General features: G+C 31.0%; 28 protein-coding genes. 24 read left to right on the forward strand and 4 right to left on the reverse strand.

All coding sequences use genetic code 11. From position 1 onward, the window contains the following. Positions 1-188 precede the first annotated feature (188 nt). The 17 genes from FQU21_RS01780 to FQU21_RS01860 all read left to right on the forward strand — a co-directional run bounded on the left by FQU21_RS01780 (position 189) and on the right by FQU21_RS01860 (position 15785). Positions 189-572: a hypothetical protein gene (locus tag FQU21_RS01780; protein ID WP_147676309.1), complete on the forward strand. Its 384-nt coding sequence runs from the start codon at positions 189-191 to the stop codon at positions 570-572. Between the two features lie 94 nt (positions 573-666). Beyond that, on the forward strand, positions 667-1062 hold the full coding sequence (locus FQU21_RS01785; RefSeq protein WP_147676310.1) for a hypothetical protein: 396 nt from the start codon (positions 667-669) through the stop codon (positions 1060-1062). Next, positions 1041-1883: a DUF5777 family beta-barrel protein gene (locus FQU21_RS01790; RefSeq protein ID WP_147676311.1), complete on the forward strand. Its 843-nt coding sequence runs from the start codon at positions 1041-1043 to the stop codon at positions 1881-1883. Before FQU21_RS01785 ends, FQU21_RS01790 begins: the two co-directional genes overlap by 22 nt. 5 nt (positions 1884-1888) lie before the next feature. Beyond that, complete coding sequence (locus FQU21_RS01795) at positions 1889-2251, forward strand: cytochrome c (RefSeq protein WP_147676312.1); 363 nt, start codon at positions 1889-1891, stop codon at positions 2249-2251. Positions 2252-2254: 3 nt separating this feature from the next. After that, positions 2255-2800, forward strand: a complete 546-nt coding sequence (locus FQU21_RS01800; protein ID WP_147676313.1) for a YceI family protein — start codon at positions 2255-2257, stop codon at positions 2798-2800. Continuing rightward, positions 2797-3315, forward strand: a complete 519-nt coding sequence (locus FQU21_RS01805) for an ankyrin repeat domain-containing protein (protein WP_147676314.1) — start codon at positions 2797-2799, stop codon at positions 3313-3315. Before FQU21_RS01800 ends, FQU21_RS01805 begins: the two co-directional genes overlap by 4 nt. A gap of 4 nt (positions 3316-3319) precedes the next feature. Continuing rightward, complete coding sequence (locus FQU21_RS01810) at positions 3320-4105, forward strand: T9SS type A sorting domain-containing protein (RefSeq protein WP_147676315.1); 786 nt, start codon at positions 3320-3322, stop codon at positions 4103-4105. A gap of 5 nt (positions 4106-4110) precedes the next feature. After that, a complete protein-coding gene (locus FQU21_RS01815) occupies positions 4111-4896 on the forward strand; it encodes a CPBP family intramembrane glutamic endopeptidase (RefSeq protein WP_147676316.1) in 786 nt (261 codons plus the stop codon). A gap of 25 nt (positions 4897-4921) precedes the next feature. Next, complete coding sequence (locus FQU21_RS01820; protein ID WP_147676317.1) at positions 4922-5377, forward strand: DinB family protein; 456 nt, start codon at positions 4922-4924, stop codon at positions 5375-5377. Between the two features lie 32 nt (positions 5378-5409). Beyond that, positions 5410-5733 carry a cupin domain-containing protein gene (locus FQU21_RS01825; RefSeq protein WP_147676318.1) on the forward strand — a complete coding sequence of 108 codons (324 nt, stop codon included), beginning with the start codon at positions 5410-5412 and terminating at the stop codon, positions 5731-5733. A gap of 88 nt (positions 5734-5821) precedes the next feature. After that, on the forward strand, positions 5822-6625 hold the full coding sequence (locus tag FQU21_RS01830) for an RteC domain-containing protein (protein WP_246124721.1): 804 nt from the start codon (positions 5822-5824) through the stop codon (positions 6623-6625). Between the two features lie 320 nt (positions 6626-6945). After that, complete coding sequence (locus tag FQU21_RS01835; RefSeq protein WP_147676320.1) at positions 6946-7224, forward strand: helix-turn-helix domain-containing protein; 279 nt, start codon at positions 6946-6948, stop codon at positions 7222-7224. 128 nt (positions 7225-7352) lie between these two features. Beyond that, the gene (locus FQU21_RS01840) at positions 7353-7889 is read left to right on the forward strand and encodes a hypothetical protein (RefSeq protein ID WP_147676574.1); all 537 of its coding nucleotides are present in this window, start codon (positions 7353-7355) and stop codon (positions 7887-7889) included. A gap of 48 nt (positions 7890-7937) precedes the next feature. Then, positions 7938-8600, forward strand: coding sequence for a P-loop NTPase family protein (locus tag FQU21_RS01845; RefSeq protein ID WP_147676321.1), 663 nt, complete (start codon positions 7938-7940; stop codon positions 8598-8600). A 326-nt stretch (positions 8601-8926) separates the two neighbouring features. Next, positions 8927-9922, forward strand: a complete 996-nt coding sequence (locus FQU21_RS01850) for a type IV toxin-antitoxin system AbiEi family antitoxin (RefSeq protein ID WP_147676322.1) — start codon at positions 8927-8929, stop codon at positions 9920-9922. Further along, the gene (locus tag FQU21_RS01855) at positions 9897-10742 is read left to right on the forward strand and encodes a nucleotidyl transferase AbiEii/AbiGii toxin family protein (protein ID WP_147676323.1); all 846 of its coding nucleotides are present in this window, start codon (positions 9897-9899) and stop codon (positions 10740-10742) included. The genes FQU21_RS01850 and FQU21_RS01855 overlap by 26 nt, the downstream gene beginning before the upstream one ends. Then, positions 10743-15785 (forward strand): NACHT domain-containing protein, encoded by a 5043-nt coding sequence (locus FQU21_RS01860; protein ID WP_147676324.1) that lies wholly within the window; start codon positions 10743-10745, stop codon positions 15783-15785. 714 nt (positions 15786-16499) lie between these two features. On the opposite strand, the gene FQU21_RS01870 is transcribed toward FQU21_RS01860, so the two are convergent. The 3 genes from FQU21_RS01870 to FQU21_RS01880 are packed head-to-tail and all read right to left on the reverse strand — an operon-like array spanning position 16500 to position 17900. After that, entirely contained in the window at positions 16500-16742 is a 243-nt protein-coding gene (locus tag FQU21_RS01870; protein ID WP_147676326.1) for a hypothetical protein, read from the reverse strand. Next, positions 16720-17142, reverse strand: a complete 423-nt coding sequence (locus FQU21_RS01875) for a DUF5675 family protein (protein WP_147676327.1) — start codon at positions 17140-17142, stop codon at positions 16720-16722. The genes FQU21_RS01870 and FQU21_RS01875 overlap by 23 nt, the downstream gene beginning before the upstream one ends. Positions 17143-17144: 2 nt before the next feature. Continuing rightward, positions 17145-17900 (reverse strand): hypothetical protein, encoded by a 756-nt coding sequence (locus FQU21_RS01880; RefSeq protein ID WP_147676328.1) that lies wholly within the window; start codon positions 17898-17900, stop codon positions 17145-17147. Between the two features lie 222 nt (positions 17901-18122). Here FQU21_RS01880 and FQU21_RS01885 point away from each other — a divergent pair, with 222 nt between their 5' ends. The 3 genes from FQU21_RS01885 to FQU21_RS17820 all read left to right on the forward strand — a co-directional run bounded on the left by FQU21_RS01885 (position 18123) and on the right by FQU21_RS17820 (position 19980). Continuing rightward, on the forward strand, positions 18123-18320 hold the full coding sequence (locus tag FQU21_RS01885; RefSeq protein ID WP_147676329.1) for a hypothetical protein: 198 nt from the start codon (positions 18123-18125) through the stop codon (positions 18318-18320). A gap of 408 nt (positions 18321-18728) precedes the next feature. After that, entirely contained in the window at positions 18729-19835 is a 1107-nt protein-coding gene (locus tag FQU21_RS01890; RefSeq protein ID WP_317130627.1) for a phage integrase SAM-like domain-containing protein, read from the forward strand. Continuing rightward, on the forward strand, positions 19810-19980 hold the full coding sequence (locus FQU21_RS17820; RefSeq protein ID WP_317130628.1) for a tyrosine-type recombinase/integrase: 171 nt from the start codon (positions 19810-19812) through the stop codon (positions 19978-19980). Before FQU21_RS01890 ends, FQU21_RS17820 begins: the two co-directional genes overlap by 26 nt. A 77-nt stretch (positions 19981-20057) precedes the next feature. Here the strand turns inward: FQU21_RS17820 and FQU21_RS01895 are convergent, their stop codons facing one another. Beyond that, the gene (locus tag FQU21_RS01895) at positions 20058-20273 is read right to left on the reverse strand and encodes a helix-turn-helix transcriptional regulator (protein ID WP_147676330.1); all 216 of its coding nucleotides are present in this window, start codon (positions 20271-20273) and stop codon (positions 20058-20060) included. Between the two features lie 369 nt (positions 20274-20642). Between FQU21_RS01895 and FQU21_RS01900 the strand changes: the two genes are divergently transcribed. From FQU21_RS01900 to FQU21_RS01920, 4 genes are all read left to right on the forward strand, one after another. Further along, positions 20643-21299, forward strand: coding sequence for a hypothetical protein (locus tag FQU21_RS01900; RefSeq protein WP_147676331.1), 657 nt, complete (start codon positions 20643-20645; stop codon positions 21297-21299). Between the two features lie 29 nt (positions 21300-21328). Beyond that, entirely contained in the window at positions 21329-21616 is a 288-nt protein-coding gene (locus FQU21_RS01905; protein ID WP_147676332.1) for a hypothetical protein, read from the forward strand. 878 nt (positions 21617-22494) lie between these two features. Next, positions 22495-23940, forward strand: a complete 1446-nt coding sequence (locus FQU21_RS01910) for a vitamin K epoxide reductase family protein (protein WP_187269297.1) — start codon at positions 22495-22497, stop codon at positions 23938-23940. After that, complete coding sequence (locus FQU21_RS01920; RefSeq protein ID WP_147676335.1) at positions 23937-24089, forward strand: DsbA family protein; 153 nt, start codon at positions 23937-23939, stop codon at positions 24087-24089. Before FQU21_RS01910 ends, FQU21_RS01920 begins: the two co-directional genes overlap by 4 nt. Positions 24090-24326: the final 237 nt, after the last annotated feature.

Raw genomic sequence — 24326 nt, forward strand, 5'->3', positions numbered from 1 at the left:
ATCAAAACATATAGGTCTATTATATAATACATTTAAATATTCATAATAATCCGATCCTTTTTGTAATATACATCTAGGACTTTGGTTTATACCACTTTTCAATAACCTATTTTTTAAACCTTCTGTTTTTTTGTAACCTAACATTAATTTTTGCATCAAAAGGGTGTAACAAATTAAAATAGATTAAGATGAAATCGAACAATTTAATGGTTGAGAAATTATTGTACTACACATTTGGTATTGTACCTATTGTTGCTGGTCTGGATAAGTTTACAAATATTCTAACAGATTGGACACAATACCTGTCTTCAGGTATGGTTGATATGCTTCCTTTTGAAGCATCAACCTTTATGATTGTTGTAGGGATTATAGAAATAATTGCAGGGGTATTAGTACTTATGCGCCCAATTATTGGTTCTTATGTGGTCATGGCGTGGTTAATATTAATTGCTTTAACATTAATTTTTAGTGGTTCATTTTTAGACGTGGCAGTAAGAGACCTAGTTATGGCAATTGCGGCTTTTAGTTTAGCACAATTGTCTAGTTCCAATCTAATAAAAGCAAAGAATTAAGCTTTTATTATTTCTTCACTTAATGATTAGTAGCTTTAAAAGGCGCCTAAACGGCGCCTTTTAATAAAAAAAATCGAGATAAATTTTATTCTATATGAAGGTGACTAGACTCAAAATAATAGCCATCATTTTAGTGATACAAATTAGTGGCTTCTATTTGATTTATAAAAATGCTGTTCAACCTCCAGTTCCTATTGAAGATGTAAAAAGTGATTACAATCATAGTGTGAAGCAATTTTACTTGGAATTTGTGGAAAGCAATGTTGCTTTCAATAGAAAATATTTAAACAAAGTTATTAGCCTAACAGGAAATGTAACAGTTGTTCAAGATTCAGTAATAGTGTTGAATAATAAAATTTTATGTATCACAAATGAAAAATTTAATGATACGATTAAAGATAAAACCATAAAGGTGAAGGGTAAATATGTGGGTTATGACGAATTGTTTGATAATTTAAAAATGGATGAATGTGTAATAGAATTATTGTAATACTATTAATACTTGGAATTAGCGGCCAAAGCTCTGCTCAAGACAATCTTCTTGATAGCCTAGATACAGATACTAATGCCATTACAGTATGGACTTCTTTTAAAGGACTTCAGATAGTAAATCTACAATCAACAAAAATGGTTGGACAAGGAGATTTGTATTTTGTGGTGTCCCACAGATTTGGATCGTTAAAAGATGGAATAAACACGTTTTTCGGATTAGACAATGCAACCACTAAACTTGGTTTTATTTATGGTGTTAAAAATTGGATGTCTATTGGAATATCAAGACATACGTTAAATAAAGCTTACGAACTTGCTTTTAAATATAGGCTAATAAATCAAGATGAAAACAGTCTAATTTCTTTAGTTGGTTATAACACGATTCAGATTAATAGCCAGTTAGATAAAGATGTTTACCCGCAATTATCTTTTCAAAACCGATTAAGTTATACTTCACAAGTTTTAATATCACGTTCCTTATCTAAAGCACTAACAATAGAAGTTGTTGTGTCTTACATACATAAAAATGTATACGATCCAATTATTGAAAATCAAAAACAATTTTCCATCGGTGGTGGTGGTCGGTTTAAGTTAAGTAAGCGTTTATCACTAAATGCCGAATATATGTATAGCAACATGCTTTCCTTTTATAGAAATCCATTGTCTTTAGGGTTAGATATTGAAACAGGAGGGCATGTTTTTCAATTGTTATTTACTAATTCACAAGGTATGACAGAAAGCTCATACTTGACAAACGCAGCTGGAGATTGGGGTAATAGAGACGTATATTTCGGGTTTAATTTATATAGAGTGTTTTAAATACAATGAAAAAGAAAATTCATGTTTTGGTTTTTATAGGTAGCCTACTCTTTAGTTGTAGTTCCAATACTTATGTAGAATTGGAAGAGCATGAAGAAATACTGAATGAGTTGGTTACCTATAATTCTCATGTTCAAAGCATAATCCAAGATAATTGTGTTAGTTGTCATTCAGCGGGAAATACAGCAGGTTTTAGACCATTAACTAATTATACTCTAGTGAAAGATGCCGTTATAAATACAGACTTGTTAGATCGTATTCAAAAACAAAATGGAGAACCATGTTTAATGCCCCAAACAGGAAGAATGAGTCAAAATCAAATTAATATAATTCTTCAATGGTTGGAGGATGGATTATTAGAACTATAACTTATGAAAAAATTAATGCTTTCAATACTTACAATAAACCTTATGATAACTTGGGCAAATGCCCAACATTACAAAACGCGTAATGGAAACGTTCAATTTGAGGCTTCAGTATCAGGATTTGAAGAAGTAAAAGCTAAAACCAGTTCCGCATCTGCAATTATAGATGTAAAAACGGGTTCAGTCGCATCTATCGTTTTTATTAATGCATTTCAATTTAAAATAGCATTAATGCAAGAACATTTTAATGAAAATTATATGGAAAGCACAACTTATCCAAAAGCGACATTTAATGGAAAACTGGAAGATTTTAGCATCAGTCAATTAAAGAATAACAATCAATTGTTTGTGTTAATCGGTGATTTGACAATCCATGGTGTAACACAAAAAATAGAAATAAACTGTAGGATAAACAAAGTTGATGAAGAAATAATCATGAAGGGAAGTTTTTTAATCGCACCAGAAGATTTTAAAATAGACATTCCAAAATTGGTAATGAGCAAAATTGCTAAAGAAATTCAAATATCATTTAATTATACATTAAAACCATGAAACTAATTGTGCTCTTATTGCTTCCCTTACTTGCATTAAGCCAAAGTAAAAATAACACAGATATTTTTGATGCGGTTAGACAAGGTAATTTAAATCAAGTAAAACAGTATATCGAAGTAGATAGAAAAGTAGTAGATACGTTAAATAGTCATAATCACTCATTATTAATTATAGCAGCGTATTACAATCAACAATCTATTGTAGAGCATATTTTGCCATATGTTACTAATTTAAATCATAATAGTGATAATGGCACGGCATTGGCAGCTGCTGTGGTTAAAAATAATGTGGAAATTATTAAGGTTTTATTAAATCATAAGGCAGATGTTAACCTAACAGATGCTAATGGTGTTAGCCCCCTTATGTATGCAATAATGTTTAAGAATATTCAGGTTATTAAACTGCTTATTGAGCATGGTGCAGATCTAAAATTAACAGATAAAACTGGCAAATCTACATTTGAGTATGCTATATCATCGGATAATCAAGAAATTATTAATCTTTTAAAAAACTAAAATTATGAAACGACAATTACTTTTAATGCTTTTACTGGCCATAATTCAATATGAAACGAATGCGCAAGTAAAATCTACAAACGTTGTTAATCTATTGTCTGGTATGACAGCCAAAATAGATTTAGATAATAGTAATAATACTGCTACATTAACCTTTGTAGGACCTTCAGATAGGTGGTTTGCGTTACAATTTGGAGATTTCAGCGCAGGAGGAGGTATGGGCAATGGAGAAGATGTTGTCTATTATAATGGTTCTACTTTAGTTGATGCAGTTCACAATGGCATCGGTATAGCGCCTTCTAATGATGCTAACCATTGGAGCCTAATTTCTAACACAACTTCATCCGGAACACGTACCATAATTGCGACTCGCCCATTTAATACAAGTGACAATAATGACTATGTTTTTAATTTTAATGATAACACAATAGATTTCGCATTTTCAAGAAGTAGCTCTGCTAGTTTCTTATTAGCATACCATGGGTTTTCAAATAGAGGCTATGCACTTAACAATGCATTTACAACATTGGGCATTGATGATTTTGAAGCTGAAAAGAATACAATAAAACTAGTGCCAAATCCAGCAGTAACAGCCTTTTATATAGATACCAATTCTAAACAGGATATTACCAAAGTCACAATATTCAATGCTTTGGGACAAGAAGTAATGTCCGTTAAAAATGGGTTCTACGAAAATATAGACATTTCCGGTTTATCAGTAGGAAACTATTATGTTGAGGTCAAGAATAATATAAATGAGGTTACAATAAAAAAGCTGCTAAAACAGTAATTTAAATGAAGGATAAAGTCCTTTTAGTTGTCTTTTTAAGCTTTAGTATATATTTTTTTTTAGATGATTTGTATTTCAAATCTGTAAGAGGTTATATTAATGAGACACTACTCAATATGGGAATTAGCCATAATATCTCATATTTAATATTTGGAATACCATTATTCCTAGGAGTACTGTTATTAAACGAACCCAAAGATTTTTTTAAGAGTTTAGGGTTGAATGCACCTTTTCTAAAAGGAATTGGGTTTTCCATGTTTTGCACGGTTCCAATGTTTGTAGGTTTTTCCTTCTTATTTACTTTAAATAAGGAGCTATCACTTAACGAATTTTTAATATCAGGAATTGCAGCAGCTTTTTTTGAAGAACTTTACTTTAGAGGATTTTTATTTGGCTTTGTATTTAGGTTTACGCGCCTAGGTTTTTTCCTCTCAATAATTTTAGGAGCGATATTATTTGCAATAATTCATTTATACCAAAGCCAAGAACTAATAACACTCGTAGGTATTTTCTTGACCACCTTTATAGCTGCCATAATTTTTGCATGGGTCTATGTAGAGTGGGAGTTTAATATATGGGTGCCTATTGGCTTACATTTTTTCATGAATCTTTCTTGGATGCTTTTTTCTGTTAGCGATAATGCACTCGGAGATATTTATGCCAACAGTTTTAGAATTATAAGTATCGTACTCATTTTTGTGTTTACCATTATTTATAAAAAAAGAAACAAACAGCCATTTTATATTACAAAAAAGAATATGTGGTTCAAAAAACCTATTCAAATCAAGTAACAATTAATAAAACAAAAAAGAAGTAATGGATTCAGTGTTTAATATTTGGAAAACTAATAGAAGACTTCACCTAAAATATTTAAAAAATTACAATGTAAAACAATTAAATACAATCCCATTAGGGTTCAATAATAACCTTATTTGGAATATTGGTCACATTATAGTGGCGCAACAGGCTCTATTATACAAAACAGCAGGACTTGAAGGCTACATTTCAGACACAATGTTTAACACCTATAAACCCGGAACAAAACCAAATAGAGAAATTCAACAGGAAGAAATAGACGAGTTGAAAATACTTTTATTGGCATTAGTCGAATTAACAAAAGTTGACTACCAAAACAATCTGTTTTCAAATTTTAAACCATTCAAAATAGAAACAGGATTTAAACTTAACACTATTGAAGATGCCATATTGTTTAATAATTATCATGAGGCAATGCATTATGGCATAATAAAAAGCATCACAAATCTTATTTAACTATTCATTAAAAAACACCTATTCTAACTAAAATGGATTATTACAAAAATGTAGATGAGCTCGACTGGCAAGTCGGAAATATTGTTGGCTTTTCGAGTAAAAAATTATTATCGTTAACAGGAAGTAACTTTAAATTAGTGAAAGTGGCACCTTTTGCCACCTACCCTGTTCATGTTCATCCTAATAAAAATGAAGTACTCTTAATATTAGAAGGCACAATATCTGCTACCATAGACGATAAAATATATAAAGGGAAGCCATCAGATATTTTTATGTTTCCAGTAGGAATACAGCACAGCATAATAAATACGTCAAATAAAGAATGTGTAGTTTTTATTGCTTCTATGGATAACTAATAGCTCTAATAATTTCAAATGAATTCATAATCAATACAAATTAACAGTGAATGTATTTAATCGAATAGTAACAAATTTTGAAGCTTCATTGAATACTATTGAAACAGATAATGGTGATGTCTTAATTATTGCAGAAAAGAATATAAAAGAAGCTAAAGAAGTACTAAATAAAGTCAGATTACTTATAGGTAAAAGAGGATTTAAATCATTTGAAGAAGAAATATACTTTTTTAAACAAATTAAACCAAAAATATATAGTAAGCTAATTTATTATCTAAAATTATTTACTATAGAAAGTAAAAGACCCAGAAGCAGTAAGAAAACGCAAATAAAGTATTTTAATAGTCACATAGATAAATTACAAACGTATTTTAATGATAATTTAGAATTCTATCATTATTACAGGAGAGGTTCAACAATTTTCGATAGGCAATATTTTACTAGAAAAAATTCAGATTTAAGATTGCACCCAGATACATTCCATTTTTTATCTGATGAACAATTCTCAACGAGCCATGATAGTACGGTTGCAATGATACTAGCTTATGATATGTTAATTGTATACTTAAAAAAAGAAATTGATAAACTAGAAAACAAGAATAATATGGAAGCGACAATAAATCCTTTTCAAAAGCAATCTCGCTTATTCTGGACTGCTAATAAAACTGATTTGATCGAACTCATTTATGCATTACAAAGTTCAGGTGCAATTAATAGTGGAACTGCTGATATAAAAGAAATGGCAACGGCCTGTGAGCTGCTGTTCAATATCGATTTGGGCGATTACTATAGAACTTATTTGGAAATTCGTTCACGTAAAACAAATCAAACAAAATTTCTAGATAAAATGAAAGATTCATTGGTTACAAGAATGGAAAGTGCCGATGAATAAAATACCCAAGTTGGGTGTTGTAAAAAGTATCTTTTAGTCATAAAATTTATAGTATTTTAATTATTGTTCTATTAGAAATTATTATCAAATGATATTAATGTAAGTCATTAAAAATGAGTAAATAAAATCACCCAACTTGGGTGCTTCTTGTGAATAAACCTCACTATTTCACTTCATATTTGCCAAACGAAAGTCAAATCGACAGATTCACGAACACATGTTTATTAAAATATAAAAGTTCGTGAGCTAAATCACATTAATAGCTACTGCTACGAATGTTATATTCAAAGCGGTAGCTATTTTAAGCTAAAAACTTTATTATGGCAGCAACAATTATCACTACCGAAGATCTTCGTGAATTTAAAGAAGAATTACTAGAAGACATTAAAACAATCATTAACCACCAGTCAGGTTTCTCGCCTAAAAAATGGCTCAAATCACCAGAGGTTCGCGACCTATTAAGCATCTCACCTGGAACATTACAAAATTTGCGTATCAATGGTACATTACCATATACCAAAGTCGGAGGAGTTATTTATTACGACTACGAAGAAATTCTAAAAGTAATGGAAGAAAACCGCATTCATAACAAATTTTAAAACCAAAAGTACGCTGTCATTTCGAGCATTACTGAAATGAAAATATATTTTCATTGAAAGTATGTAACGCAGTTATCGAGAAATCTCATGCTGATTTGTCATTCCTGCGTAGGCAGGAATCCATTTCTATGAATGAAGTTAATTATATCAAACATCTAAACGCAGTTTTCAACCAATTCTCAAAAGACAGTCGTTTAAACCCAACCCACATAAGCTTGTACATAGCCTTATTTCAGTTGTGGAATTTAAACCGATTTTTAGAAGAGTTTTATATAAACCGTGATGAGGTTATGCAGTTATCTAAAATAGGCTCTAAATCTACCTATCACAGATGCATCAAGGAATTAAATCATTGGAAATATATCGTGTATTTCCCATCCCACAATCCGTATAGAGGGAGTAAAATTAAGATGCTCAAATTTGGGACAAGTTCTGGACAAGTAGTAGGACACAACAATACTCAAATCGAGACAAGTACTGGACAAGCACTGGTACCTATATATAAACATATACAAACTATAAAAAACAAAAACAGTAATAAACAGGAAAATTTTAAAAATTCAGATTTTAATGATTCTGAAAATAATGGCAAACACAAAAGCAGTATCCCAAATTCGGACAACCTAAAGACTACTAAAAATAAAAACTATAACGAGCCTCTCTAATTGTCATTGCGAGGAACGTAGTGACGTGGCAATCTCATAAATACAAGTATGAACACAAATCAACCCCACATAATCATCGAAAAAGGAGTGCAATACAAACTTGGTGAGCTTAAAAACAATTGTATTCAATATGATTTCAAAAGCATACTCATTTACCTCGATGCAAAAGGAAAAATGATGTTTGGTAAAAACTTCAAGATTTATGAAGAAGATGAGGTGGTGCTTTACAAGCTGTGCATCTATTTTATTCGCGATTTTGAAGCCTGTGCAAAATTGAAAATAGACCCAAACAAAGGTATTCTGTTATCTGGTCCTGTAGGATGTGGTAAAACCAGTTTAATGAAACTGTTAAGGCATATCGTACCGCATCATAAACCGTATGAAGTTATTCCTGCAAGAAACATCACGTTTGCATTCAACAATATTGGGTATAAGACGATTCAAGAATATGGCAACAGTAGTTTTTACTGTTTTGATGATTTAGGCGTAGAAACAACCGGAAGACATTTTGGAAAAGATTGCAATGTTATGGGCGAAATCCTCTTATCCCGATATGATTTATTTCTTCAGCGAAAAATTAGAACTCATGCAACTACAAACTTAAACGCCCAGGAATTGGAAGAACGATATGGAAACAGAGTTCGTTCCAGAATGCGCCAACTATTCAATTTAATAGCATTTGATAAGGAAAGTGTTGATAAGAGAAAATAACGCACAACACCGACACAACACCGATAATTTCCCATTAATACACCAAGGCAAATATTACCTTCGTTTTCAAAATAAGGGCAAAAAATCTTAAAAATTACCCTCGTTAATAATATTTTATTTGCAATCAACAACACAATTTGTAGTAAATCGCAAATTAAACTTTGGCAAAAAACTCAAAATTTGCCAAAACTTAATTACCAAAAGCAAACTATTATTTTCTTACTACCCTACTTATTCTCAAATACTTTTTATATATTTGTTCACGTTTTACATTTGTTCACGAATAATGAACGTTTAAAATTAATGAACAGAAAAGGTTGGCAATAATGAATGAAATAGATATTTTAAATAAAGCAATTCATAATTTAGAAAAGGACATTCCAATAATTTGGAACTGGAAAAATAAGGATTACAATAATGATATAGGTATCGATGGGGAGTTAGACTTAATAATAAACAATCAAAATATTTTAATGGTTGTTGAAGTTAAGAAAGACGTTAAAAACCACCAGTTATTTAACATAATTGAATACAATAACAGGTTTGAAAACTTTTTGTTGGTAGCGGAAAAATTATATCCAAAGGTAAAGAAAGAACTGCGAGAAAATCAAGTAAATTATCTTGAGGGTAATGGTAATGTGTACATTAATAAAGCGGATATTTTTCTTTATATCGATACTAATAAAACCACCAGAAATCAAAAAGAAAAAGGAAACCGAGCTTTTACAAAAACAGGATTAAAAGTAGTATTTCACTTTTTATTGAATCCTCTACTTATAAACCAAACGCAACGAGAAATTGCTCATATTACCAATGTTGCGTTAGGTAATATTCCGTTGATTATAAATGGATTGTTGGAAAACAACTTCATCTTAAAACTAAATAAAAATGAATATGTAATTAACAATTATCAAGAATTGTTAAACAAATGGATAACAGAATTTGAGCAAACATTAAAACCTACTATATTCAAGCAACGTTTCAGATTTCAAAATGAAAATCAAAACTGGAGAGCATTACAATTAAACACTGAAAAAACGGTTTGGGGAGGTGAACCAGCAGGAGATATTATGACTAACCATCTACGTCCGGAAAATTTCACTTTGTACACCAATGAAACAACAAGAGATTTAATGATAAATTATAGATTATTACCAGATGATGAGGGTAATATTTGGGTATATGATAAGTTTTGGACAATGGACTTTAATAATATAGCACCAGCAGAATTAGTCTATACCGATTTAATGATTAATGATGATAAAAGAAGCAAAGAAACAGCAAAATTAATTTTTGATGAGTACATCCAACCAAACATATAAACAGCTTTCAATACCATATTTTAAAGAAGTTTTTGACTGTATTGATAAAGTGATGATAAAACTAAATGTACCTTATTATTTAATAGGTGCAAGTGCAATAGCTTTAGAACTGTTAAAGGAAGGGATAAAACCAAGTAGAGGTACAAAAGATATAGATTTTGCAATAATGATAGCTTCCCTACAAGAGTTTGAAACAATTGTAGAAGAATTGAGCAACTACGGCTTTAATAAAGTAGAAGCACCCTGGACACTCTACAACGATAAATTTAATATAGTCATAGATTTATTGCCTTTTGGAGAAATTGAAGAAAATTTCACAATCAATTTCAATGAACGTTATACCGATTTACATGTTTTAGGTTTCAGTGAGGTATTGCAAAATCCAGAAACTGTACAGATAGAAGAAAAGTCCGTAAAAATTCCATCCTTATCAGGAATGGTTATTTTAAAACTAATTGCTTGGAGCGACAGACCAGAAGAACGTGACAGTGATTTATACGATATTTTAAGAATCATCGAATATTATTTTGACTTGAATTTTGATGAAATAGTAGAACATCACAACGACACCTTTCCTGAAGAGGAAGATTTAGATCAACTTAAAATAGCCGCAAGAGTTTTGGGCAGAAAAGCAAGTCAATATTTAAATGTATCTGAAGCAATTAAAAGCAGAATTTTAAACACATTAAACGATAATGTTTCGGATGCCAAAAATTCAGCAATTGCAAAACAATGGGTAAGTAAAAAAGAATGGGATTTAGAATATGCTGTTCAAATTTTGGAAGAGTTTAAACTTGGAATAATAGAAAAAGTAAATTAAATGGCTGGAGAAGCAAGTGTATTTCAAACAGGTGGAGGCGGTTTTGACTATGAAAACTATGTGCAATCATCATTTTTATTACAAATGATGATTAATGGTGTTATTCCTTCATTTCCTAATGGTAAAATTATTGAAATTGGATTTCAGAATAAAAATAAAGGATATCAAACAGATGATTTGTTCTTTAAGATTGAAGAAAATAACATTTCCAAAAGAGTAATTTCTCAAATAAAGTATAATATTCCTATTTCGTCAAAGAATGAAGTTTTTTTAGAAGTAATAAAAGCTTTTTGGGATGATTTTAATAATACCAGTCATTTTGATAAACAAAATGATAAAATGTTCCTTATAAAATCCAGCCTAACTAATAATGATAAAAATCATATAGCTTATTTATGCCAAATAGCTTATAAACAGAGTAATTCAGCAGATTTCTTCTCTGAAGTTAATAGAGTGAAAATAAAGAAAGCTGCTCTTGATATCTTTGAAGAAAGTCTAACACTAGCTAAAGGAGAAACTATTACTGAAGAAGAGTTATTCCAGTTTTTAAAATGCTTTCATTTATTGGCTTATGATTTTACTGCTGAAGCCAGTACAGATGAAACCTATACGCTTAATCTTATTCAATTATCAAAGTCTAAAGATGTAGTAACTACCCCTAAAGAAATTTGGAGTGTGATTCTTAATGAAGTTGCTACATATAATCGAAATGGAGGTAGTATTTCAAATGATGATTTAAAGAATTTTGAACCATATAAGTATTTTGATTTATCTATATCTTATGACGCCTATTCTTCATTTAAAAAAATACACCAAGATGGAGAACTACTTTTAAAGCCATTCAAAAACACCATAAAAGACTTTCATATAGATAGGGCAACCATTAAAAAGTCAATAATACAATCTTTAAATCAATCAGATATTTCAATTATTACAGGTTATCCTGGTGTAGGCAAATCTTCGATTGTAAAAGACATTTTAAGAGGAGAGTTATCTGATACAGTCCCTATAATTTTTAAGGCAGACCAACTTAATAAGACTTCTTTAGCTCAAGTATTCAGTGAAGTTGGAATAAACCATAGTTTAATCGATTTATTTAGTTTAATATCAACACTTCCAAATAAAATTATTGTAATTGATAGTGCAGAAAAATTATTGGAAGCACAACCCGATTCTGCTTTTAAACAATTATTATCAATTATTTCTGAAAATAAGGGTATAAAACTTTTAATGACCTGTAGGTCTTATGCGGTTAATGTGATTAAGCAAAAGTTCGGTATTGACTCTGAAAAGATAAATGTTGTTGATATACCTCTTTTAAATGATGATGAAATAGAGCTAATAAGAAATGAATTTCCTCAACTAAACCATTTACTTTCGAACAGCAAAATAAATGAAGTCTTAAGAAGTCCTAAATATCTTGATTTTACAGTATCTGCAATAAAAGAAAGCGAAAACATATCGAGTGATATTAGTTATTCAGAGTTTAAAGAGATATTGTGGAATGAAGTAATAGAAAATTCAACTGTATCAAAAAACGGTCTTCCAAGAAAAAGAGGAATCACTTTTATGCACATAGCTGTAGGAAGAGCAATTAATATGAGATTGTTTTTTGAACCGGAAGATGACAAAATAGATTATGAAGCGGTAGAGCTTTTGGAAAGTGATAATATAATAGTTAGAAATAGTAATAAATTTCAGTTTTCACCTTCTCACGATATTTTAGAAGATTGGGCATTAATAAGGTATATAACCTCAACTGAAAATAAACTTTCTAATAAAGCGGAATTATTTAATCAACTTGGTAACCAACCAGCTTTACGAAGAGCTTTTAGATTATGGATTGAAGAATTACTTACAAATGATATTGATACAGTAGCAAACTTAATTTCTTTGACATTAAAAGACGACTCAATTCATACATATTGGACAGATGAAATACTTACAGCTGTTTTTAGGTCGGATGATTGTAGCTCTTTTTTCAAACATTTCTCTTCTAAATTATTGGAAAACAATTGTATGTTTCTTAATAGGTGCATTCTGCTTATAAGAACTACTTGTAGGGAGTATAGTTTTAACAAAGAAAACTCTAAAGATATTTTATTTCCTGTAGGTTCTTGTTGGGAAGAAATGTTATGCTTTTTATCTTCAAATATTTCAGAAATAGAAAGTATAAGGAAGTCTATTTCAAATTTTTTACTGGACTGGGAATATAAATTTCTTTTCCAATTTAAGCTTTGTTCTATTAAAGAGATAGAAGCAGCAAATATATTGGTTTTTCATTATGTAAAAGAAATGTACTATGGAAGTGACCATTGGGGCTATTCATCAAAAAATGACTATCAAAAGACAAGCTTTGTATATATGCTTTTTGGTTTTGCACCTTATTGTAAAGATGAATTAAAGAAATTCATTGAAGAATGTAGTTCCAATACAGATGAGTATGGCAGATTAAATGGATTCAGTGAATTAGTCATTAAAAAAGCTTTTGGAGGTGTTAGGAATGGTTCATTAATTAAAGAGCTGCCTGATACATTAATCCAAATAGCAAATAAGCATTGGAAACGTATACCACCTGAAAGTCTACCTAAAAGAGAAGGACCTTTTGGATTTTCTTTTCCCGAACGTAAAGAAAGAGAAGATGCCTGGGGTATAACAAAGACTAGATTCGATTTTTTTCCGTCTGGGATTTATAAAACTTTTGTTTATAATTTACTGCAATATCATCCCATTAAGGCAATAGTTTTTATATGTGATTTTACTAATTATATAACATCTTCATACAAAGACTCTGAATTTAGTATTAAGGATGAGTTAAAGGAAATTAAAATCATATTGAATGATGGCAATGAAAATACGATTTATGGGAATGAATATCTATGGAACGCGTACAGGGGTACAACAGTAACCCATTATTTACTTGAATCCATTTTAATTAGCCTTGAAAAATATTTATTAGAAATTGCTCGATTTGAAGTTCCTGACAACAAATTATTAAAAACAATAACCAATTATTTATTAGAAAATTCAAATTCGGCTACAATAATTAGTGTTTTAACCAGTGTATTTATAGCTTATTCAAAAGCATTAGGTGATACCATTTTACCAATTTTAAGAGTTAGAGAGTTTTATGAGTGGGATACACATAGAGCAACAAGAGAACATTCCGCTACAGCAATATATGATCAAAGAATTTCTTATGCCCAAAAAGAAAAAGGTGAATTTAATAGACTTCCACACAGAACAAGGTATCAACGTGGTCTTCGAGAATTTTTACTTCATTATCAAATAAACAACGGTTTACTTAACAAAGAATTGCAAACAATATTTGATGGGTTTTATGAAAATTGTGGGAATGATATTTTTTGGGAAAAGGCCATTACTGAAATGGATGTGAGAAAATACAAGGCATCTATTGTTGATAAAGAAAAAAGGGTTTTTCAGTTAGAGGTTAATTATCCACAACCAATTTACAATGCAGTTGAAGCTTTTACAAAAGAAAATGAGAATGATAATCTTTCTTTACACTATTCTCATTCATTAAGACAGGTAAAAGAAAAAAAATCTGAAATGTCATTTGATGAATGGGAGACTATTTTCAAACACTTTTCTTCAGATGAAATTGAGAATACAATGTGGGATTCACCTGTAACATTATCTGTTTTGGGCTTAAATTTATTTTATGAAAAATTAAGTAAAGTTCAAAAAAAGTATTGTATTGAAACTATTATTGATGCACTGGAACAAATAATAAAAGAAACGAACGATAGAGGTAGTTTTAGTAGCTTGTATGGGTATAATATATTGGAAAAACAATTAACAATTGAATCTATTCATTTATTATATAAATTTAGTGAAGGTGTTGTTGATGAGAAAGACCTTGATGTACTTGTTACATACTTACTCATTAGTCATTTGGCAGACCACGAAATAAGAGATTTTCAAAAATATTTCAGAAATACTTTTAGCAAGGAGTTACCAGAAAAAGCCCAAAAACTAGTTGTTGTACTAATAAGATATGCGAAATTCTATAGTGAAAATAGGGTAAATCATTATCGTAGCCAGCAAGAAACAAAAGAATACAGAGAAAAGGAATTTGAATTTATTAAAAGCATATTAATAGAAAGTGATTTACCTGAAACTTCTTCTTTGTCTTTCGAATCATATGAGCCACATTTTTTAAACAATTCTTTACTTCTTATAACTTCAAATGTGAATATTGAATTCTTTCAAAATTATATTCTGAAAATATGTGAATTAATTTTAGAAGACTTAAAGTTAGAAGATGATTTGTCATATTCTCGTTCAAAAAAATCAAGAAAAACAAATCATACAATTCTTGTTGACTTACGTTTTTATTTTAATGAAGTACTTCTACTTAATGATATAAATTTTAGCAAATTATTAATAGATAAATTATGCTATCCTGTTCTAAATAATGAATTTAAGAATTCGTATAGTATTAAAGATTTGTATGAGCTTATAACAGGTGTTTTTAATACAGCTGTTACAAGGTTTGATGATTTAATTAATGAAGATAATGATGTAGAAAGGTACAGAAATCATTTTTGGGAATTATGGAAATATCTTTTCAATAAAGTTAAAGAATCAAGTAAGTCTTATTTTGTGAAAGAACTTTTGTTAGATGTTAATGAAAGATTTTGGTCAATAAAATCAAATAATTGGAAAGGGTTTGTCAATTATAAAACCCAGTATAAAGAGTTTGTAGATTACTTTAAAACCCAATCTTTGCCACATATAATTTCAGTTTTTTCCACTTTTGGAGAAAAAAAATTTCTTCCATCAGGAATTAATTTAATAGTGGAAAATTTAAAAGAGGATGATAGCACTTACAAGAGTTTAGACTCGTCAAATGCAGTTAAATTGATTCAAGTACTTTTTAATAACCATATACAAGAAATTAAAGAAAGTCAAAGTTTGATAGAAGACTTTGTTTACATTTTAAATAAGATGATTGATTTAGGATATTGCGAAGCTTATTTAATAAGAGAGTGTGTAATTACTTATAAAAAAACAGCTTAATTCCCCACAAACCAAAACCCAGTTTGTTGCAAAAAGCAAAAATTCTCTGTCTTTTGGTTTGTTCCGCTTCCCCTGCTCATGTAGTGTTTAAATTGCCAACGCTTATGCAGCACATTACAGCTTGCTTACTCGTACCTCGTTCACAACTGTAAAGAGCTACACTTTGCCAAAAGCTATTAATTTAAACACTACCCAAAGCTATGTTTACATAACGGGTAGTTATAGTAGCATTCATTTAGTTTCTGTACTATAACGCCATTATGTAAAATATCCGCTCACCAGTCGCCAATTCGGAACTGGCATTGAAATTTAGAACACACAATTTTTCCATCTTTTCCCCACCACCCATTTCAAAGGTGTAGGTTACAGCAATTATTAATGTTTGCCAAGTGTCTGCGGTAGGATGCATTACATTCGCTCAATCCCTGTTCAGGGTATCGCTCTTTCCATTTACCCACCTCAACACCGCGCATAAAAAAAGAGCATTTTTTAGAAAATGCCCTTTATTTATCTTTCCAACCGCCTAACATCAATAATTACTTCCACCTACGACACTTTGCCCCGAGAAAAGTGATCAATTTTTTAAGCAATAGAGAAACAAAGAAACTTACGATTGCACCAACAACAGCCAAAACAATGGTAGTAATCAAATCCTCAACACCAATATTCACAATTGAAGAAAAGAAAGTACCACCAATAATGGCAGATTTGGTATTATAATCCATCGTCAACCTCATCAGTTTCATTGTTATCATTATCAGTAACAACAGCTTGACTTACTGCAGTGGCCACGGTCCCGGCAACGGTCATATAAGTAGCAATAGTTACCACAATGGCGGGCATCGAAATTGGTGCAGCTATGATAGCACCACCTGCAGTTGCCAAAGCAATACCGATATTTCTTAAAGTCTTGAAAAATTTGGGAGTTGGTTTTTTATAGCGTTCTACAATGTTCATAATTCTGTGATTTAATAGTTAATAAAATGTGTTCTTTTCGGTCTTTAGCCTGATATACCAAAGACAATAGTTTTTGCATAGCATCCTTTGAATAAACACCTCTACCAATACCACTCAAATAAGTTACAGGAGCTATACAACCTTGAAGCTCTTTTAAGGCATCATTTGCAGGATGAAAGAGTATAAAACTTCTACCTTTTACATCCTTCAAAATCAGATGATGCTTAAACCGTTTGGAAAAACGAGGCTCTATTTTATAATGTCCTTCAGTAATACAAGAAATGTTTTGCTTATTATTATTCCAGGGTAATTCAATGGTATGACAAAGGAACTTACCAGAATTAAAGAGAGCACCATTGGTGCCCTCTTCAAAATAGGCTCTATGCAGCACTAATTCCATCCTTACGGAGTATCTACAATAACAACTGCCAAAGCGTTGTAAGCACCGTTCTTAAGTTCGTACATCTGTCCGTTTACCTCTTGGTAAAACTCAACACCAAGCACCTGAACAACAGGAAGCGTAGAGTTAGCAGTCAAAGAAGCAGTTAAGGCAATGGCAGCAGTATCAGCAGCGGTGTAAGGAAGAATGGCAGTCTCATCATTTTCAAATGTTGAGGTTTCATTCTCAAAATCCAATTCAGAAGCACCCATGACCACCTTAAAATGAGTTGTTCCTGTTGGAGCTGCAATTCTTACCGTTGGAGAAAACGCATCAAGGTTAACCGTTGCATCACCAGAAACACGGTCAAAAGCGTTCGTAAACGGAGCAAAAAGCGTTGTGCCTAACTTTCCATTCAAGTTGAATTCAAAGCTATTTAATAAGCTTAAATCACCATCCTGTAAGGTTCTTAAACCTCTTTCATTGGTCGTATCAGTTTTTGTAATAGCAACCAAAGTTTTGGTTAATCGAGACACTACACGTTTATCCTTTGCATTTTGCAAAAGAATACGAATAGCATTTCTTAACAGTTTACCACCTTTACCAGCTCTACCAAATTCAGAACCGTTTTCACGTGTTCTCTGAAACGCAGGATCATTCGCAATACGATTACCATCAACACCGCCTTTTTCACGTGCAAGATGTCCGTCAGTCGTTTTGTAAAAGGAAATACCACCAATTGTTCCTTTCAGTTTAATAATACCAGTTTGTCTAGCCATAATAATTCGTTTTTTGATTAATGAAACCAAATCACGTAATTTTATAGCACGTTGTTAAAAAAGCAATACCGTTTTCGGTCATCTATTCCGATACAACCAAAAACGTCATTAAAATATTGAAAACCCTATCGGGTTTCCAACATTTTAACAACGCATCACCATCACCATCATCATAAATAATGAAGTATGGATGATGTACGGATAAAGCATAGATAAAGTATTATGACCCCAAAAAGAGCTTGCATATACCCAAAAGATATTCAGCGTATCACTGGACGCAGTGAACGCTATGGGCGTAAGCTTTTAAACGATATTAGAAACTACTTTGGAAAGGAGTCTTACCAATTCGTCACAATAAAAGAATTCGTTGAATACAGCGGAATAGAAGAGGGAATTGTCAACAAATATTTAATAGATTAACCATATTATTTGATACAAATTGATTGGTTTTAATGGAGTTAAAATTGTAAATTTGTAGTAAGACGTTCAGATAAATAATACTATTTCAAACTAACAGATAGGTCTACAATTCGGTTAACACTGTTTTAGTCTATTTCTGAAAGTATTGATTTTACTGCATAGAGGTGGTTTGGGTATCATCCTGCCACCCCGACGAACTGCCTTAAGGTAATATCAAAACACTGTTAATCGTATGGTTTTCAGTGTTTTTCATTTTATTTGATATCAAACGATATCAAATAAAACCAAATAAAAGGTGTGCAATTCGGTGAACAGTAGTTCTAAAGAAATGTCGTAATTTTAAAGAGCTTTTAAGAACAATTTGACTTTTGTCTTTGCAAAACATTTGTTTAACTAAAGTCAATAAAAATGCAGACAAACAGCACATTTTCCATTATTTTCTTCACTAGAAAATCTCGCACTAACCCCAGTAAATTATTAATTTACGCACGTATCACAGTTAATGGCAATCGCACAGAAATCAGCCTAAAAAGGTGTGTAAATGTTCAGGAATGGAATTCTTTCAAGAATAGGGGAAGAGGAAGCTCTTCAAAAATTCAAATTTTAAACAGATATTTGGACTATGTATATGGTAAACTGCTAGATTGTCATAAACAATTGTTAGAAGAGTTTAAAATAGTATCAAGCCACTCCATTAAAGCGCGCTACTTAGGTGAAGATGACCATCAGAAAACATTAAAAGAACTTATCGCCTATCATAATACCAATATGGATTCTGTATTGAAACCAGGTACGATGAAGAATTATTATACTACGGAAAGGTACCTGAAAAAATTCTTAAAAGATAAAATAAAGGCAGACGACATTTACCTTAAGCAATTGAACTATCGTTTCATTACAGATTTTGAATACTATTTAAGAAATTATAAAAACTCAAACAAACAACTAATGCTAACTAATAATGGCGTGATGAAGCATCTAGAACGTTTGAAAAAGATGGTAAATCTATCTATTAAATTGGAGTGGATTATCAAAAATCCATTTCAAAAGTTTCAATTAAAATTTGAAAAATATGACAGACAATATCTAACAGAACGAGAATTGCGCCTTATTGAGAATACTTGCTTTAAGCAAGAAAGATTAGAGCGAGTCAAAGACATTTTTATCTTCTCCTGTTACACAGGATTGTCCTATATCGATGTCAAGGAACTTACAAACAATCAAATAGCCAAGGGGATAGATAATAATTATTGGATATTCACCAAACGGGAGAAAACAAATGAAAAGGTCAAAGTTCCCATCTTGCCACAAGCTATGGATATCATTAACAAGTATAAAGGCATTTCAGAAAACAGTAAAGCAAAACCACTATTGCCATTAAGCTCAAACCAGAAAACAAATAGTTACCTCAAGGAAATAGCAACCGCAACTGGTATTCATACAGAATATTACCTTTCACGTTGCAAGGCATACGTTCGCTACAACCGTTATGCTATCCAATGGCGTACCTATTGAAACAGTATCAAAATTATTAGGACATACCAAACTTTCAACCACACAGATTTATGCCAGAGTCGTGGAAACGAAGATAAGCGAGGATATACAAAATCTAATGGTTAGGTTTAAAAAGAAGAAGCAACAATTACAAGCCATTAACTAAATCAAGCTTTAAAAAAGAATTTCCCTTCAAGACACTCTCATTTATTTGTGCAGCGTGTAATGAAGGGAAATTTTATATTAGAACTTAAAAAGTTCATAAATATCAACTTCTAAAGCCTTAGATATTATATATAAAGAATAAGTAGTTGAATTAACCTTACCATTCTCAATCTTTTCAATCGCTTGGCGGTCTTTACCACAAGCACGAGCCAAATCAGATTGACTTAAACCTTTTTTAGATCTAATTTCAATGATTCTTTTTCCAACTCTTTTGCTCAATTGGTCTTTTGTCATACAACAAATGTCATATTATTACACGACATAATTGTCATATAAAAATATGACATATTGAATTTTTTGTTATATTTGTCATATAGTAATACGACAATATTATCACTGACTTAAGTATATGCTATGAGACATAATACTAAATACTCAACAGATAGTACCTTACAAAGTGAATTACTAACCCTTCTAAAAAAAGAGCTATCACTGCATTCAGTATATGCGATTAGCAGAAGTAAGGAAAAGAAGATTCAGGGTATAAACTTATCGCCATCCCATAGAGCCACACAAAAATTCGTGACCTATACGTTACTTGTCATAGCACATAAAACCCATTCCCAAGGGCTGGGAGACTTCATGGATGTATTGAATGGCAAAATGAAACAGCATTGCAGAGTCTATGTGATTTTCTACACGCTTTCAAATGTGAAAAAGCGATTGGATTATGGCGACAATTTTTTGTTCAGAGTTATTTTTCAAACACCATATCTCTACAAAGAAGATGACACCCTATCAAAATTCAACAACTATGGTTTGCTTTTGCACCAAAATGTTTACGACCGCATCCAAGACATTTGGAAAAGTAGAATGGATAGGGCAGAGTACCTACTTTCCATTATAGGGAACATTGAACCCAAAGAAGATTCCTTGGTAATGCTGTCCACCATGCATTATGCCTTGGAGCAAATATGTTTAGGGCTTTTGTATTTGTTTTGGGAATTTGGGCCACAACATTATTCACTGTCCTACATGTTGCATTTATGCAGTCACTTTAGCCAATTGCCACAGACCATATTCCCAAAGGAAACCTATGGCTTGCACCGTACGTATTATATTTTGTGTAATGCCCATCACGTGATGCGCTTCAAAGCAAAAAATGAATTTACATATAAAGATACGGATAAAGCCTATAACCGATGCATTCACTTTTATGAGGAAGCTATGACCCTTGGAGAGAAACAACTGGAACACCTTAGAGAACTCCATTGCAGACCATTAATAAAAACAAAACCCTTAAGCCATGAAAAGAAATAAAAAAAAATATAGAAGAAATCAAGAAGCTCATGGATAACTTCTCAGGAATAAAAACTATACCCTATGGTAAGAATAAAGTCAAGAAAACCATCGAAATCGAGGTGTCCAGTAACGAGGATATCATAAGCTATATTCTAGCCCTTTTGGAGGTGTGCTATTATAGCTTGGATGGTAATGGTATATTCATATCACCATCAAATAAAAACTGTTCACCAGAGGCAAGTGTAACTAATGTCATTGAACTTATAATGGATTTGTTACCAGACCAGCAGATGCACTGCATGGATAGAATCACCGAGATACTTTCTAAAGCATAGAGTGATAATCAAGAAAAAGCTATTTAGGCGCACAGGAAAAACGTTTTTCAAGGGATGGATTTAGAGGCTGGTGTTCAAAAACTATTTTCTGTTTGATTTCAATTTTGAGCTGAGGAGAATCCATCACTTTAAAAATGCAGCAAACTCGCCATAAGCGAGTGCGGTAGTTTTGTCATTTTTAGGATACTAGTTTTTGAATTATTTAATAGCTTACAGCCTACCATAAAAGATATCTTTTAGTGTAAATGTTTTGCTCTTCAAAGCGAAGTGAAACACCTCAAAATTTAAGAACTTAGAAGTTTTTGCGACAAAAAATCATTGGTTTTACTGGAGTTGACAGAGTTTTTGTTGCAAAAATTATAAAAAAGTAAAATATAGATATTTTTAATATATTGATATTCAATTAATTAAGTATAGTAACATCGCTTTAGCGTGTTACCCTCTTGCTATAGACCCCTTAGTTTTACAAACACACTTTATTTAGGGATTATTTATATGTTAGTGAGTTTCTTTAATTGTTAACTTTCTATCGGGGAATACTCCACATATATTTATATATATAAATAACAATATGTCAGTAAATGAAAATTATAATAATCTGAAAGTTTAATTTTCCACCTATCAAATTAAAATAGATCTCATATTAGTATTAAAAGGCTAAAATGCGTATTATATATTATAAAAATGTACTTAATTATTAGAAAAAAAATAATTAATACTAGCCTTAGATCAATATAAGTTTAACACTAATAATCAATAATATTTCTTTTTTTATAAGAAATAGGTGTTTTTTAAATTTATTTTTCTTACATTTAATGTTCTCTCCCACTAACTATTAATGGTTAGTGTATTTTGAAAGATTTATTAAAACTATATATGTGGAGACGAATAACACTATTCATGTTACTAAAAAGCTTTTATTTTTAATAGGTCTAAAGTTTACTACGAAATATATAAAGGATAATATTTTATCTCATCCTGAGCATAATAGCTTATTATCAATTACTGATACTTTAGATAAGTACAAAATAGAAAACTTGGCAGTAAATATTAATATTGACAAGTTAATCGAAATGCCGTTGCCATGTATAATTCAGGTTAAAAACAATAAAGCACCTCTGTTTTTTGTTCTTAACAATATAACTGAGGATACAGTTTCCTTCTATAATGATAAAAATGAATCCATTACCATTTCAAAAAATGAATTTGTTAAAATATGGACGGGTGTTTGTTTACTTGTTGAAACTACTACAGACTCCATAGAACCTGATATAGAAAAAAAGCTTTCGGACAAAAGGTTTATTAACTTAATAACCATTAGTGTTTGTTTTTTACTCGTTCTCTGGGTTATTTATAATTTTACTAACTCAGAATCTGTTTTATCTGTTCCATCTATAATAACTACAACAATATATGCAGTCTTAAAAACCTTGGGGTTAATTGTAGGTCTATTCCTTTTATGGTTTGAAATAGACCAATACAATCCTACATTACAAAGTTTCTGTTCGGGAGGAAGTGCAGGCAGTAAAGTTAATTGTAACGCTGTACTCGGTTCTAAATATGCAAAACTATTTAATGGAAGCCTAAGTTTAAGTCTTTTGGTTTTCTCATATTTTTTTAGCACGCTTATATATTTGCTAATCAATAAATTTTCAGCTAATTCAATATCAATTTTAAGTTTATTTAGTTTTGCTTCTCTTCCGCTTATAATAGTATCAATTTACTACCAAGCATTTGTAATTAAACAATGGTGTAAGTTTTGTATAATAATACAGGTTGTAATGATTACAGAAATAGCTTTAGTTTTTTATACTGAGTTATATAAGACATTTAATGTATTTGAAACTTTTTTATTAGGTTTTTTGTTCTTAATTCCAATACTAGGATGGAAGCTATTAAGACCATTATTAGAAAACCAAAAAGAGACAAATCTCCATAAAAGAGGGCTAAAAAAAATAAAAAATAATCCAGATGTTTTAGAAGGGCTATTAGTTAAGTCCAGAAAAATAGAAACCAATACGGAAGGTTTAGGTATTACCTTGAATAATGAAACAGCTAAATATAATGTTATAAAGGTATGCAACCCGTATTGTGGTCCTTGTGCTAAAGCTCATCCAGTGTTGGAGGATTTGGTTAAAAATGGTAAAATAAACTTGCAGATATTATTTACCGCAAAATCTAGTGATGACCATACAGGAAAATCAGTAAGTCATTTATTGGCAATAGATTCTAAAGGTGATAAAAATACAACCCAAAAAGCTTTGGATGATTGGTATCATGCTGAAAAAAGAATTATGGAGTATTTGCCAATAAATACCCCATGAATGGCGAGCTGGAAAAACAAAACCATAAAATTGAAGCCATGCGAAATTGGTGCGATGCAGAAAACATCACCCATACGCCAACCATTTTTATTAATGGCTTTGAACTCCCTAAAGAATATAGTATAGAAGATTTGAGAGAGGTCTTATAATCAATGATGATAAGAAACGAATATATATGTCAGATTCCGTTTTTCAACGGAATTAGTTCAACTAACCATTTTAAGCGTGCCTACTTTAGGCTTCTTAAAATTGAGTTTCACTAAAAAGCCCAAAGCAAAAATTTTGGGACTGAACAATACCCTTTACGCGAAAGGCAGATCAAAACCTTGATGGTCTTAAACGTTCAAGGCAAATATAATTTTTTAAAAATGAAAAAATTAAATTTA

Origin of the sequence: Algibacter pacificus (assembly GCF_008033385.1) — a bacterium.
GTDB classification, from domain to species: Bacteria; Bacteroidota; Bacteroidia; order Flavobacteriales; family Flavobacteriaceae; genus Algibacter; species Algibacter pacificus.